The sequence below is a fragment of the Pseudomonas sp. BBP2017 genome (assembly GCF_003024385.1).
Lineage (GTDB): Bacteria > Pseudomonadota > Gammaproteobacteria > Pseudomonadales > Pseudomonadaceae > Aquipseudomonas.
Genome location: NZ_PVZN01000007.1, coordinates 74,797 through 88,437, shown reverse-complemented (window position 1 = coordinate 88,437; position 13,641 = coordinate 74,797). Strand labels below are relative to the sequence as shown.

Here is a 13,641-nt window from a genome sequence, read left to right as displayed (position 1 = left end):
GAGCGGGCTTGCCCCGCGATCGGGCCACACCATTGAAACCACCCCCAATCCGCCCCATGTAAGCACCATAGTCATTTACGCAGGTGCCCCATGAATGATCAGCAGGATCTACCCGAACATCCCGAGGAACACGCCGAAGTCGAGCATCCTGAAGCTTCCCGACACACCGGCCACCACCTCGCCCTGCCCGGCCAGCAACTGCCGGAAAGGGTCTATGTGATCCCGATCCACAACCGCCCGTTCTTCCCGGCACAAGTACTGCCGGTCATCGTCAATGAAGAACCCTGGGCCGAAACCCTGGACCTGGTCGCCAAGACTCCGCACCACTCCCTGGCGCTGTTTTTCATGGACACCCCGCCGGAAGATCACCGACATTTCGACACCTCGGCCCTGCCGCTGTATGGCACCCTGGTCAAGGTTCACCACGCCAGCCGCGAGAACGGCAAGCTGCAGTTCGTCGCCCAGGGCCTGACCCGGGTACGCATCCGCACCTGGCTCAAACACCACCGCCCACCTTACCTGGTCGAAGTCGAATACCCGCATCAGCCGAGCGAACCGACCGACGAGGTCAAGGCCTACGGCATGGCCCTGATCAATGCGATCAAGGAGCTGCTGCCACTCAACCCGCTGTACAGCGAAGAGCTGAAGAACTACCTCAACCGCTTCAGTCCCAACGATCCGTCGCCGTTGACCGACTTCGCCGCGGCGCTGACCTCGGCCACCGGCAACCAGTTGCAGGAAGTGCTCGACTGCGTGCCGATGCTCAAACGCATGGAAAAAGTTCTGCCAATGCTGCGCAAAGAAGTCGAAGTCGCTCACCTGCAGAACGAAATTTCTGCTGAGGTAAACCGGCAGATCGGCGAGCATCAGCGCGAGTTCTTCCTCAAAGAGCAGCTCAAGGTCATCCAGCAGGAACTAGGCCTGACCAAAGACGACCGCAGTGCCGATCTCGAGCAGTTCGAACAGCGCTTGCAGGGCAAGACATTGCCTGGCGCCACGAAAAAACGCATCGACGAAGAAATGGGCAAGCTGTCGATTCTTGAAACCGGCTCCCCCGAATACGCTGTCACCCGCAATTACCTGGACTGGGCCACTGCCCTGCCCTGGGGCGTGTACGGCAAGGACAAGCTCGACCTCAAGCACGCGCGCAAGATCCTCGACCAGCACCATGCCGGGCTCGACGATATCAAGGAACGGATTCTCGAGTTCCTCGCCATCGGCGCCTGGAAAGGTGAAATCAGCGGTTCCATCGTCCTGCTGGTGGGCCCGCCCGGGGTCGGCAAAACCAGCATCGGCAAGTCCATCGCGCAATCCCTGGGCCGTCCGTTCTATCGCTTCAGCGTCGGCGGCATGCGCGACGAGGCCGAGATCAAGGGCCACCGGCGTACCTACATCGGTGCCCAGCCAGGCAAGTTGGTGCAGGCACTCAAAGACGTCGAGGTGATGAACCCGGTGATCATGCTTGATGAGATCGACAAGATGGGCCAGAGCTACCAGGGCGACCCCGCCTCGGCGCTGCTGGAAACCCTCGATCCCGAACAGAACGTCGATTTCCTCGACCATTACCTTGATCTGCGACTGGACCTGTCCAAGGTACTGTTCGTGTGCACCGCCAACACCCTCGACTCGATTCCCGGGCCATTGCTCGACCGCATGGAAGTGATTCGCCTGTCCGGCTATATCACCGAAGAAAAACTGGCCATTGCCAAGCGCCACCTGTGGCCAAAACAGCTCAAGAAAGCCGGTGTGGCCAAGTCCAGCCTGAGCATTACTGACGGCGCCCTGCGCACGGTCATCGAGGGCTATGCGCGTGAGGCCGGTGTGCGTCAGCTGGAAAAGCAGCTGGGCAAACTGGTGCGCAAGGCGGTGATGCAACTGCTGGAAAACCCCGAAGCGAAGATCAAGATTGGCAGCAAAGATCTCGAAGCGTCCCTGGGCATGCCGGTGTTTCGCAGTGAGCAGGTGTTGTCGGGCAAAGGCGTGATCACCGGCCTGGCCTGGACCAGCATGGGCGGCGCTACCCTGCCGATCGAAGCAACGCGCATCCACACCCTCAACCGCGGCTTCAAGCTGACCGGCCAACTGGGTGATGTAATGAAGGAGTCGGCCGAAATCGCCTACAGCTATGTCAGCGCCAACCTGGCCAAGTACGGCGGCGAACCCTCCTTCTTCAATGAAGCCTTCATCCACCTGCATGTACCCGAAGGCGCCACGCCCAAGGACGGCCCCAGCGCCGGGGTGACCATGGCCAGCGCCCTGCTGTCCCTGGCCCGTGACCAGGCGCCGAAAAAAGGCGTGGCGATGACCGGCGAGCTGACCTTGACCGGGCAGGTCCTGCCCATTGGCGGGGTACGTGAGAAGGTGATTGCAGCACGGCGGCAGAAAATCTTTGAACTGATCCTGCCGGAAGCCAACCGCGGCGACTTCGAAGAGTTGCCCGACTACCTCAAGGAAGGCCTGAGCGTGCATTTCGCCAAGCGCTTCAGTGATGTGGCGAAAGTATTGTTCAGTTGAGGTCAACTTGAGCCTGAATGCGGGCCTGGAAAACCCGCATCAGCACTGTCATCTAGGTAGCCGTGGGCCTGTCCCCCCACCATCAGCCGGAATGCACCATCATTTGATCCGCCCTATTTGCTTACCCAGCGGGTCAGTTCACAGGGCTATTGCGGCATTACCCTAACATACCTTACATATTCATTCAGACTCTAAACCTGATCTTGCGAAAAAACCAAAGCACCTGTATCAAGCGCTGAGCACATCATTTTCAGAAAATTTTCAGGCAGGCGCGAGGCCTGCGCTTGCCATCCTGGCTCTGCTCTCGCGCATATCCATGAACCCTCCACAAACATATTCCACACACCTGACACCCCGGCATTAAATATACAGAGGCATCAGGCCCTGACTTGACAGTCGATCCAGCTAGAACGATTTTTTGAATTCCGCAACAACATAGCTCGCATATACAAGAAGCGCCGCCAGCAACTTATTCAACGCCTGAATACTTTCAACGCCTTCAACCTTGATGCTGCGAAACTGATTACGCACCCCCTCCAGATTAACGCGGATCTGGTTCATTTCAGCCAGCCACTCCGAACGTTTTTCAATCAGTGGCGCATACTCTGAAAGTGCGTTCAAATTATTTACCAACTGATGCGCGCGCTGCTCCTGGTCACGCTGTTCAGCGACCATTTCTTTCACTTGAGTCTGCAGTGAACGACGCAAGTTATGGAGTTGCGAGTAACGCATCCCTTCTTGAATACTCCCCATCAGCTCGTTCAGCGCCTCCACTGCCTGCCCGACCGCCAAAACAGCGCCAGCCGGGGTAGCAGCCGTAGCGAACATTGCCTGGGCCTGCTCAAGCGTTGGCAGCTTACCCTTAAACAGTTTTTCTATTCCATTTGCCTCAAATACTTCGATCACTTTCTCCAGTTCCGCAAGCTCGCTGCGTTTTCCGGCCAGTACACCGGTTTGCACTTGCAGGTCGCTAGCCACCCTCTCCTGGGTTTTCAGATAACCCGCTTTATCGAGGCTCGCATCATAAGTTGGAAGACTGACAATTGACTTCGAGGCTATCTCCACCCCCGCCAGCATAACATCAATTTTTTTGCCAATATTGGCCACAGAGTGCTGGATTTCTTCAAGGAGAAACTCCGCTTCATCGGGGGCCTCCATGCTTCCCTTAAGATCCCTTAACAACTGCTCAATATCTTCTGACCTGATAGTTACAGCGAGCGCTTCAGAATTCTTGTCTAACTCTTCGACATACTTAATGAAACCCTTGTAATGCCGCTCGATCGAGGTATGCAACAGCGGCAAAAAATCGAATGTGCGCTTTTCCCAGAACCCTGAATAAGCAGACGCCGCCCCCAGTAATTTATCCATATTAGGATTTTGCAGAGCGGTGCGAAAGGCAATAACATTGTCGTTCATGACGAGGTATCCTTATTTAGCAGCTGCGGCGTCGTCGAATACGCGATTCATATGCTGAGCAAACATCTCGATATCTTTCCATTGTTCAATGAAACGTTTAAAATGTGTCGCAAACTTGAACAAGGCCTGATTGGATTCAATACGTTCGAGATGTTCAATCGATGCATCGATGTAAACACCAATGAGCTGCCAAGTGGATTGCAGGTGCGAAGAGGCGGTGACGACATCCCTGAGTCGAGTCTCCATCTGTCCCATCTGCGTCCCCAGTTCCTCCACAAGCCCTTCCAGCCTGACGGCTGCTTTTATTTTCCGGCTCACTTCACCACGCTGCTCCTGGCACTTGTTGCGCTCTTTACGTACTTTCTCTGCCTTCGTGCCATAGATGGTACCGGTGATAACCAAGCCCAGCAGCCCTGCACTCAAACCGTTCAGCGCTGCGTTGAAATATTGGTCATACTCGGCTTCAAGACGTTTGATTTCTTTATCAAGCTCGAGCAGATCTTCGCGTAACTGCTCTACCGCCCCGCTCACCTTCTGACGCTTGATCGCCTCGGTTTTGGTTGCCACCAGGGGCAGCAGCTTTTCACGCGCTGCATCTCTAAACGCTTCAGTTTCCTCGCGTACAACACAGACACGCCGGGCGAAAATGTCCACGTCCTCGCGCAGGAGTTCCATGTAGTCAATCAGGTCCACGACCCTACGCTTGTCGTCTGCACCAAGGCTGACCGGTGCGCCGAAGTGAAGGGTATCCCAGGCCTCCCTTCGTTTGCCAAGGGCGCTGCTTTTTTCGAGAATCACCAACACCTCGTCCCCCGTGGAATTGATGCCATTGGCACTGGCGGCCAACTCGAACCCGAGCTTCTTGCTGTTGTTCGCAAGTTTTGTCCAGCTACGTCCGTGTGTCTGCAACTGCTTGTGCATCTCGACCATGCTGCTCGGCATCAACACCCGCTCGGCGATGGTGGAATAGCCCAGCCAGCGAGTCACCGCCTCTTGGGTAATAGGCAAGCTGAAAACATGGTTGGCATACTGGTTTAGGGTAACAATGTGCTCGTGTGTCAGGGTCAGCCCCCCTTCATTAGGGCCATCGCGTTCTGCCATAGCCTGAATGAGGTTTGCGGGCTGCCGTTCAGCCTCTTTCTGCAATGTGTCAAAATCCGTTTGTGTGCTACTCATATTCATGTCCCTGTTGACAGACCAAACTGGCCTGGGACCATCAAGCTAATCGCGCTGCGAATTGCTCTACAGAGGGCAGGCCTTCCTGAAAGTCAATGCCCGCCTGAATGACTGGATTGTCGATGAACATCAACTTGAAGTTGCTAGTCCTTGGCCTGCCCCTCCTGGCAGCCTGCTCACAAACCCCGGGCAAACACGACAACGTAGCGCTGGAAAAGCCAAGCCAGTGCCCTGTCCGCCTGGAGACGGGCCAGACCCTCACCTTGACCCTGCCGAGCAACCCCAGTACTGGCTACCGTTGGCTGCTGCAGAACCCCGCAGCCGGCATCCTGCGCAGCCTGGGCCAGGAGGTCTACAGCCATCCAGAAGATGCCGGGATCGTCGGCAGTGCAGGGCAATCGACCTGGCGCTTCCAGGCCCAGGCCGCAGGCGAGGGGCATTTGCTGCTGGTTTACCAACAGCCTTGGGCCCCGGAAGTGCGTCCGGTGCAGACGTTCGACTGTACAATCACGGTGAAGTAGCAGCGCTGGTCAGCCAGGCCATGCATCTGCCGGCTAGTTTGGCTAAAATGCCCGACTTTTACTGCCCAACGCCTGGATTGCCCCCGTGAGCAAAGAACCCGACCGCCTATTCGCCCAGCCACTTGGCCAGGTGCCCGACTTCGCCTTCAACGAAGACGTGGTGCGGGTGTTCCCGGACATGATCAAGCGCTCGGTGCCCGGTTACCCAACCATTGTCGAGAACCTCGGCGTACTGGCTGCGCAATTTGCTCAGCCGAACACTGCCCTGTATGACCTGGGCAGCTCACTGGGGGCGGTGACGCAGGCCCTGCGCCGCCACGTGCGCAGCGACGGTTGCCGGGTGATCGCCATCGACAACTCGGCAGCCATGGTCGAGCGCTGCCGGCAATACCTCAATGCCCAGGACTCGATGTTCCAGGAGCTGCTGCCGGTCGAGGTGATCGAGGGCGATATTCTTGCTCTGGCGTTTCAACCTGCCTCAGTGGTGGCAATGAACTTCACCCTGCAGTTCATCGCCCCCGAGCAGCGCCTGGAACTGCTCACGCGTATTCGCCAGTCGCTGCTGCCGGGCGGTGCGCTGATCCTTTCGGAAAAGCTGCGCTTCAACGACCCGGACGAACACGCCCTGCTCACCGACCTGCATGTCGCCTTCAAACGCGCCAATGGCTACAGCGAACTGGAAATTGCCCAGAAGCGCAGCGCCATCGAGAACGTGATGAAGCCCGACAGCCTTGAAGAACACCGCGAACGCCTGCTGGCAGCCGGTTTCTCCAAGGTCGTGCCCTGGTTCCAATGCCTTAACTTTGCCTCGTTGATTGCCCTGCCATGATCGATCTTTCCCCTCTGGTCCGCCGCCTGGCGGGCACCCCCCTGGCGCAATGGTCACAAGGCCTGCAAGCGCAACTCGACGCCAAGATGGAGAAAGGTCACGGCGACCTGGAGCGCTGGCAGAATGCCCTGGATGCGCTGCCGACGCTGGTGCCAAGCAGAGTCGACCTGGTCAACGGCCTGAACCTCGATTGCGACTGCGACCAGGACACCCGCGAGCGTATGCGACAAGCGCTGATGGGCTTGTCACCCTGGCGCAAGGGCCCGTTCGACCTGTTCGGTGTGCACGTCGATACAGAATGGCGTTCGGACTGGAAGTGGTCGCGGGTCGCTCCGCACCTGGATCTCAAGGGCAAGCGCATTCTCGATGTCGGCTGTGGTAACGGTTACTACCAGTGGCGGATGCTCGGTGCCGGTGCCGACAGCGTCATCGGCGTCGATCCCAACTGGCTGTTCTTCTGTCAGTTCCAGGCGGTTCAACGCTACTTGCCAGAGCTGCCAGCCTGGCACCTGCCCTTCGCCCTGGAAGACCTGCCGGCCAATCTCGAAGGCTTCGACACGGTGTTCTCCATGGGCGTGTTCTACCATCGCCGCTCGCCCATCGAGCACCTGCTGGCGCTCAAGGACTGCCTGGTAAAAGGCGGCGAGCTGGTACTGGAAACGATGGTGGTCGAGGGCGACGAACATCAGGTGCTGGTGCCAGAAGACCGCTACGCGCAGATGCGCAACGTCTGGTTCCTGCCGTCGGTGCCGGCCCTGGAGCGCTGGCTGCGCCGCGCCGGCTTCAGCGATGTGCGCTGCGTCGATGTCAGTGTCACCCGTATCGAAGAGCAACGCAGCACCGAGTGGATGCGCTACCAGTCGCTCAGCGACTTCCTCGACCCCGCCGACCACAGCCGTACCATTGAAGGCCTGCCGGCGCCGCGTCGCGCGGTACTGGTGGCGCGCAAATAAAAAAAGGCGCCCGGGTGGGCGCCGAATATTCACCTTTTCCAAAGGAGCGGGGGGAGCTTCCAAGGTGAATGGAGCTACTCTTTAGCGACCTTTTGCTGAGCATCGCTGTGCTTGCGCGCATCGGATGCAACAACCGCCTGATCCTTATTGCCATGGAGCTGCTCCTGGCTCAGGCGGAAGTTTGCCCAAAACTGTTTCGAACGTTCCGCGCCACCTTCGGCCAGCGCGGCACCACTGCCAAGGGCAAGAACGCCCACCAATGCATACTTGATCAGGTTCATGTTGCTCACCTCGTGATTGAATTTCAGTACGGTTCAATCTTACGAAGGGCAAGCTAACGACAAGGTGAGCAGGACATTACAGTGTTGCAAGAAACGCCCTACAACAGGGTCAGCGGGTACTCCACAATCAGGCGCACTTCGTCCAGGTCCGACTCGAACGCCGTGGCCCGGGTGGTGGCCTGACGCATGCGCAGTGACAGGTCTTTGAAGGTGCCCGACTGCACCACATATCTCGCTTCGATATCGCGCTCCCAACGCTTCTGATCGGTCAGTGGATTACCCTCGGCATCACGGCGCATGTACACCGCGTTGGCATCAGAGTAATCAGCGTCGCTGCCACGCCCGTAGCGGGTCATGAAGGTCAAGCCAGGTACGCCATAGCTGGCCATGTCCAGGTCGTAGCGCAGCATCCACGAGCGCTCCTTGGGTGAGTTGAAGTCGCTGTACTGGATCGAGTTGTCGAGGTAGATCGAGTCGGACTGGCGCAGGTAGTCGAAGTCGTTGTCGCCTTCGTTGCGTTGATGCGACAACGCCAGGGTGTGGGCGCCATAGCTCACGCCCACCTTGGCACTCCAGATGTCATTATCGAAGGTGCCCAACAACTGCTGGCCCTGGTCCTTGGCCTTGTAGTAGTTGAAACCGGTAAAGACACTGAGCTGCTCTGTGATCGGATACTGATAGCTGACACCCGCGTAGTACTGATCCCAGCCATCCTTCAGACGACTGCTGTAGAGACTGAGGCCGAGGTTGTCGGTGGCCTGGTAGTCACCGCCGAAGTAGCCCAACCACGGCGAGTCGACGGGGCCTGCGTAGAAAGTCTCGAAGCCGTCACGGTTGTTGCTCGAGAGCGGTTGGCTCATGGCATGCAGGCGTCCACCCTGCAGAGTGAGACCTTCCAGCGTGGTGTTTTCCAGGGTCCAGCCGCTGAAGCTTTCCGGCAGCAAGCGTGAATCGCCAAAATGCACCACCGGCGTGGTCGGGAATACATCGCCCACTTTGATTTCAGTGTCGAACAGGCGCGCCTTGAGGGCGCCGCCCAGCTTGCTGAAGTTGCTCGCGGTGTCGCCGTTGCTATCGACCGGCAACATATCGAATGAGCTTCGCCCACCACTGCGGCCGTCGCCACTGTCGAGCTTGAGCGCAAGCATGGCATAGGCGTCGAGACCAAAGCCGACGGTGCCCTGGGTGTAGCCCGAGTGGAAACGGGCGATAAACGCCTGGGCCCAGGCTTGGGCATACCCGGCCTTGCCGGTGGGTGACTCGCCACCCTTGCGATAGTCGCGATTGAAGTAAAAATTGCGACTGAGCAGCGTCAGGCTACTGTCCTCGACAAAGCCCCGGGGCTCGACGCTAGCATTGCCGACTGAACAGCTGGCCAAGGCCAGGACGCCGGTGATACAGGTTGTGGTTTTATTCCCCATCTTCAACTCCTGATTATTCGCCGTAATACGCACGACGGCCGCTGATGCGGCCGCCATGGGTATCCTGACAAGGGCTGAATAACCCGAAGATGAGCGTGAAATTACAGTTTCGTCACTTCACTGGTGTCGTCTTCTTCGTCCTTGCGGTGGGCCCGGTAGTACAACGCCGGCAACACCAATAGGGTCAACGCGGTGGAAGAAAGAATCCCGCCGATCACCACGGTCGCCAGCGGTCGCTGCACCTCGGCGCCAGTGCCGGTGGCCAGAGCCATGGGAATAAAGCCCAGAGAGGCTACCAGCGCAGTCATCAGTACAGGCCGCAGACGAGTCAACGCGCCTTCATCGATGGCCTGGTGCAATGTCCGCCCCTGCTCACGCAAGCCGCGGATAAAGGCAATCATCACCAGGCCGTTGAGTACCGCCACACCCGACAAGGCAATGAAACCGACCCCGGCCGAAATCGACAGCGGAATATCCCGTAGCCACAGCGCCACCACGCCTCCGGTCAAGGCAAAGGGTATACCGGTGAACACCAGCAAGCCGTCCTTGAGGTTGTTGAACATCATGAACAGCAAGCCGAACACCAGCAGCAAGGCGACCGGCACCACCACCTGCAAACGCTGCGCCGCCGACTGCAACTGCTCGAACTGTCCACCCCAGCGAATCCAGTAACCGGCCGGGATGCTGACCTGGCTGTCGATGCGCTCACCGGCCTCCTCGACAAAGGAGCCGATATCACGCCCGCGCACGTTGGCACTGACCACCACCAGTCGCTTGCCGTCTTCACGGCTGATCTGATTGGGTCCCTGAACCAGCTGCAGGCTGGCGACATCGGCCAGGGTGATAAAACCGATCTGGCCATTACCGGCAGTACCTGCCGGCACCGGGATCAACAACTGCGACAGACCGTCGATGTCGGTACGCAGGTTGTCAGACAGGCGCACTACCATGTCGAAGCGGCGGTCGCCCTGGTACAGGGTGCCGGCCTGACGTCCGCCAACCGCCACGGCGATGGTGTCTTGCACATCACCGACATTGAGCCCGTAGCGCGCCGCCTTGTCGCGATCGACGTCAATGGTCAGCACCGGCAATCCCGAGGTCTGCTCGACCTTGACTTCCGATGCCCCCGGCACCGCCTGCAGCGTCGCGGCAATCTGTGCGGCGGTGCGGTTGAGCTGATCCATATCGTCACCGAAGACCTTGACTGCGACATCACTGCGCACCCCGGAGATCAGCTCGTTGAAACGCAACTGGATCGGTTGTGACAACTCATAGTTGCTGCCTGGCACTCGGGCACTGGCGCGCTGGATATCGGCGATCAACTGCTCGCGTGATTTGCTTGGGTCCGGCCACTGGTCTTGCGGCTTGAGCATCACATAGCTGTCAGAGATATTCGGCGGCATCGGGTCCGAGGCGATCTCGGCAGTCCCGGTCCGTGCGAACACCCGCTCGACCTCGGGCACCTGGCTCAACACACTCTGCTCCAGGCGCTGCTGCATGGCCACCGACTGACTCAGGCTGGTGCCAGGCACGCGCAACGCCTGCAGGGCGAAATCACCCTCGCTCAAGCTCGGCACGAACTCGCTGCCCATGCGACTGGCCAGCACGCCGGACAACAACACCATCACCGCAGCCAGGCCAAACGCCAGTGGCCGATGGCCCATGACCCAACGCAACAGCGGTGCGTAGCCACGCTTGGCGCTGCGCATCAGCAGGTTCTCGTCTTCCTTGACCTTGCCGGTGACAAACAGGGCAATCGCCGCCGGCACGAAGGTCACCGAAAGCAGCATCGCTCCGAGCAAGGCGATCACTACAGTGAAGGCCATGGGGTGGAACATCTTGCCCTCGACCCCGCTCAGGGCAAAGATCGGCAGGTACACCACCATGATGATCAGTTGCCCGAAGATCAGAGGACGACGTGCCTCGCGGGCGGCGTTGAAGACTTCATGAAAGCGCTCGGAGCGGGTCAGCAGGCGACCATGATGCTGTTGCGCGTGGGCCAGACGGCGAATGGCGTTCTCGACGATCACCACCGCACCATCAACGATGATGCCGAAGTCCAGAGCGCCGAGGCTCATCAGGTTGGCGCTGACCTTGTTGCTGAACATACCGGTAAAGGTGAACAGCATCGACAGCGGAATGACCATGGCGGTGATCAGCGCAGCGCGGATGTTGCCGAGGAACAGGAACAGAATCACGATCACCAGGATCGCGCCTTCGATGAGGTTTTTCTTTACCGTGGCAATGGCTTTGTCGACCAGGTTGGTGCGGTCATAGACCGTCACCGCGCTGACCCCGGCAGGCAGCGAACGGTTGATCTCGACCAGTTTCTGCGCCACGGCCTTGGACACCGTGCGACTGTTCTCGCCAATCAGCATGAACACCGTGCCGAGCACCACTTCCCGGCCGTTCTCAGTGGCCGCGCCACTGCGCAGCTCACGGCCGATACCGACTTCAGCGACGTTACGTACGCGAATCGGTGTCCCGTCGATGTTGGCCAGGACGATGTTGGCAATATCGTCAATGCCCGCCAGTTGCCCCGGTGCGCGGATCAGCAACTGCTCACCGCGACGCTCGATGTAACCGGCACCGACGTTGGCGTTGTTGCGCTCCAGGGCGGTCAGCAAGTCACTCAAGGTCAGCTTGTAGGACGCCAGGCGCTTGGGGTCCGGGGCAATCTGGTATTCCTTGGCGAAGCCGCCAATGGTGTTGATCTCCGCCACTCCACGGACATTGCGCAGTTGCGGCTTGATGATCCAGTCCTGGATCTCGCGCAGGTCGGTGGGCGTATACAGGCTACCATCCGCCTTGCGCGCATCCTCGGCAGCTTCTACCGTCCACAGGAAAATCTCGCCCAGGCCGGTGGAGATCGGGCCCATCGCCGCCTCTACGCCTTCGGGCAGTTGCTCACGGGCTTGCTGCAGACGCTCGTTGACCAACTGCCGGGCGAAGAACAGGTCGGTGCCTTCCTCGAAGATCACCGTCACCTGCGACAACCCCGAACGCGACAGCGAGCGGGTCTGTTCAAGGCCGGGTAAACCGGCCATGGCCGTCTCGATGGCGAAGGTGATGCGTTGTTCGGTTTCCAGCGGCGAGAAGCCCGCTGCCTGGGTGTTGATCTGGACCTGGACGTTGGTAATGTCCGTGACCGCATCGATCGGCAGCTTCTGATAGCTGGCCACACCGAGCCCGGCCATCAGCAGCACCGCCAGCAGCACCATCAGGCGCTGCTCGATGGCAAATTGAATTAGGCGTTCGAACATGAGAGGTACTCGCGCGGGTCAATGGGCATGTTCGGCGCTGGCTTTGCCCAGCTCCGACTTGAGAACGAAGCTGCCCAACGCCGCCACCTGCTGACCGGCTTGCAGGCCCTTGCGAATCTCTACATAGCCGTTGGCACTGGCGCCCAGCTCCACCGCCTGGGCGACGAAGCCCTCGGTGGTGCGCACGAACACGGTGGGCTTTTCTTCGAGGCTCTGGATCGCCTGATCAGGCACCGCCAAGGCGGCGGCAAAGGTTTCGCTCGGCACCTGCACGGCCACGAACAGGCCCGGGCGCCAGGCGCCTCGCGGATTGTCGAGGGTGACGCGAACACTGGCGGTGCGGGTCTGCTCACCGAGCAGGCTGCCGACATGACTGATGCGCCCTTCAACCTGCTCGCCCAGCTCGCTGGCGACAATGGTCACGGCCATGCCGGCGCGGACCTTGCCCAGATCGCGCGGCGCCACGCCAAAAGTGGCCCACACGCGCGAGAGGTCGGACAGGGTGAAGGCGGCACTGGCTTCGTTGACCACCTCGCCCGGTACCAGATGCTTCTCGACGATCTGCCCGGCAAACGGCGCGCGCAGCTCGTAGCGGTTGCCGCCGGCCAGCACCGTGGTGCCGCTCAGGGCGCTGATTTTCTGCCGGGCGTTGGCCTGGGCAATCTCAGCCTCCTGCAGGTTCTGGCGGGCCTGCAGGTAGTCCTGTTCGGCCGAAATACCTTCCTGCCACAGGTCCTTTTCCCGCTGATAGGTGCTGCGCGCCAGTTCCAGACGCCGCTGACTCGCAGCCAGTTCGCTACGCTGTTCGGAGATCTGCGGGCTGGCAATCACCGCCAGCAAGTCACCGGCCTTGACCTGCTGACCAAGCACCACGGCGACCGATTCGACCACTCCAGCGGCTCGCGGCACCATATGCGCGGTGCGCTCTTCATCGAAGCGAATCTCACCCGGCAGTGACAGGCTGCGTTGCAATTGCTGTGGCGCGACAGCGGCCAGTTCAATCCCGGCCAGCGCGATCTGCTCCTGGCTGAGGCTGATAGCGCCCTCTTCTTGCGCGTGCCCTGCTGCAGACTCGGCATGCCCGTGCTCGCCTTGTTCCTCTTCATCATGATCACCTTCAGTGTGATCTTGGGCCGGTGCTGGCGTTGCCGCCTGTGGCTGCGGAGCGGTCTGGCGCGCCAGCAGCACCCCCAGCCCCAGGCCCAGCAACAAGACAGCGATCAGCAGCGTGGTGGACTTCTTGTTCATGCAGTCTCCTTAGGGGAAA

10 protein-coding genes are annotated in these 13,641 nt (G+C 59.6%); 4 read left to right on the top strand and 6 right to left on the bottom strand.

The features are described from left to right. Positions 1-90: 90 nt before the first annotated feature. On the top strand, positions 91-2,514 hold the full coding sequence (lon, locus tag C6382_RS11390) for an endopeptidase La (protein WP_107024584.1): 2,424 nt from the start codon (positions 91-93) through the stop codon (positions 2,512-2,514). Between the two features lie 405 nt (positions 2,515-2,919). Here the strand turns inward: lon and C6382_RS11385 are convergent, their stop codons facing one another. Further along, a complete protein-coding gene (locus C6382_RS11385; protein WP_107024583.1) occupies positions 2,920-3,930 on the bottom strand; it encodes an alpha-xenorhabdolysin family binary toxin subunit B in 1,011 nt (336 codons plus the stop codon). Positions 3,931-3,942: 12 nt separating this feature from the next. Next, entirely contained in the window at positions 3,943-5,106 is a 1,164-nt protein-coding gene (locus C6382_RS11380) for an alpha-xenorhabdolysin family binary toxin subunit A (protein ID WP_146146909.1), read from the bottom strand. Positions 5,107-5,228: 122 nt separating this feature from the next. Here C6382_RS11380 and C6382_RS11375 point away from each other — a divergent pair, with 122 nt between their 5' ends. The 3 genes from C6382_RS11375 to cmoB all read left to right on the top strand — a co-directional run bounded on the left by C6382_RS11375 (position 5,229) and on the right by cmoB (position 7,409). Next, complete coding sequence (locus C6382_RS11375; RefSeq protein WP_107024581.1) at positions 5,229-5,627, top strand: protease inhibitor I42 family protein; 399 nt, start codon at positions 5,229-5,231, stop codon at positions 5,625-5,627. Between the two features lie 85 nt (positions 5,628-5,712). Next, positions 5,713-6,456 carry a carboxy-S-adenosyl-L-methionine synthase CmoA gene (gene cmoA / locus C6382_RS11370; protein ID WP_107024580.1) on the top strand — a complete coding sequence of 248 codons (744 nt, stop codon included), beginning with the start codon at positions 5,713-5,715 and terminating at the stop codon, positions 6,454-6,456. Next, positions 6,453-7,409 (top strand): tRNA 5-methoxyuridine(34)/uridine 5-oxyacetic acid(34) synthase CmoB, encoded by a 957-nt coding sequence (gene cmoB, locus C6382_RS11365; RefSeq protein ID WP_107024579.1) that lies wholly within the window; start codon positions 6,453-6,455, stop codon positions 7,407-7,409. Before cmoA ends, cmoB begins: the two co-directional genes overlap by 4 nt. A gap of 74 nt (positions 7,410-7,483) precedes the next feature. Here cmoB and C6382_RS11360 read toward each other — a convergent pair whose 3' ends face one another. The 4 genes from C6382_RS11360 to C6382_RS11345 all read right to left on the bottom strand — a co-directional run bounded on the left by C6382_RS11360 (position 7,484) and on the right by C6382_RS11345 (position 13,622). Beyond that, positions 7,484-7,690 (bottom strand): hypothetical protein, encoded by a 207-nt coding sequence (locus C6382_RS11360; protein WP_107024578.1) that lies wholly within the window; start codon positions 7,688-7,690, stop codon positions 7,484-7,486. A 98-nt stretch (positions 7,691-7,788) separates the two neighbouring features. Continuing rightward, positions 7,789-9,111: an OprD family porin gene (locus tag C6382_RS11355; protein ID WP_107024577.1), complete on the bottom strand. Its 1,323-nt coding sequence runs from the start codon at positions 9,109-9,111 to the stop codon at positions 7,789-7,791. Positions 9,112-9,212: 101 nt separating this feature from the next. After that, complete coding sequence (locus tag C6382_RS11350; protein ID WP_107024576.1) at positions 9,213-12,374, bottom strand: CusA/CzcA family heavy metal efflux RND transporter; 3,162 nt, start codon at positions 12,372-12,374, stop codon at positions 9,213-9,215. An 18-nt stretch (positions 12,375-12,392) separates the two neighbouring features. Then, the gene (locus C6382_RS11345; protein WP_107024575.1) at positions 12,393-13,622 is read right to left on the bottom strand and encodes an efflux RND transporter periplasmic adaptor subunit; all 1,230 of its coding nucleotides are present in this window, start codon (positions 13,620-13,622) and stop codon (positions 12,393-12,395) included. Positions 13,623-13,641: the final 19 nt, after the last annotated feature.

What these genes read in the sequence shown, in the direction of transcription:
- lon (WP_107024584.1), top strand. Translation starts at nt 91, where the DNA reads ATGAATGATCAGCAGGATCTACCCGAACATCCCGAGGAACACGCCGAA.
- C6382_RS11355 (WP_107024577.1), bottom strand. Translation starts at nt 9,111, where the DNA reads ATGGGGAATAAAACCACAACCTGTATCACCGGCGTCCTGGCCTTGGCC.
- C6382_RS11360 (WP_107024578.1), bottom strand. Translation starts at nt 7,690, where the DNA reads ATGAACCTGATCAAGTATGCATTGGTGGGCGTTCTTGCCCTTGGCAGT.
- C6382_RS11350 (WP_107024576.1), bottom strand. Translation starts at nt 12,374, where the DNA reads ATGTTCGAACGCCTAATTCAATTTGCCATCGAGCAGCGCCTGATGGTG.
- C6382_RS11385 (WP_107024583.1), bottom strand. Translation starts at nt 3,930, where the DNA reads ATGAACGACAATGTTATTGCCTTTCGCACCGCTCTGCAAAATCCTAAT.
- C6382_RS11380 (WP_146146909.1), bottom strand. Translation starts at nt 5,106, where the DNA reads ATGAGTAGCACACAAACGGATTTTGACACATTGCAGAAAGAGGCTGAA.
- C6382_RS11345 (WP_107024575.1), bottom strand. Translation starts at nt 13,622, where the DNA reads ATGAACAAGAAGTCCACCACGCTGCTGATCGCTGTCTTGTTGCTGGGC.
- cmoB (WP_107024579.1), top strand. Translation starts at nt 6,453, where the DNA reads ATGATCGATCTTTCCCCTCTGGTCCGCCGCCTGGCGGGCACCCCCCTG.
- C6382_RS11375 (WP_107024581.1), top strand. Translation starts at nt 5,229, where the DNA reads ATGAACATCAACTTGAAGTTGCTAGTCCTTGGCCTGCCCCTCCTGGCA.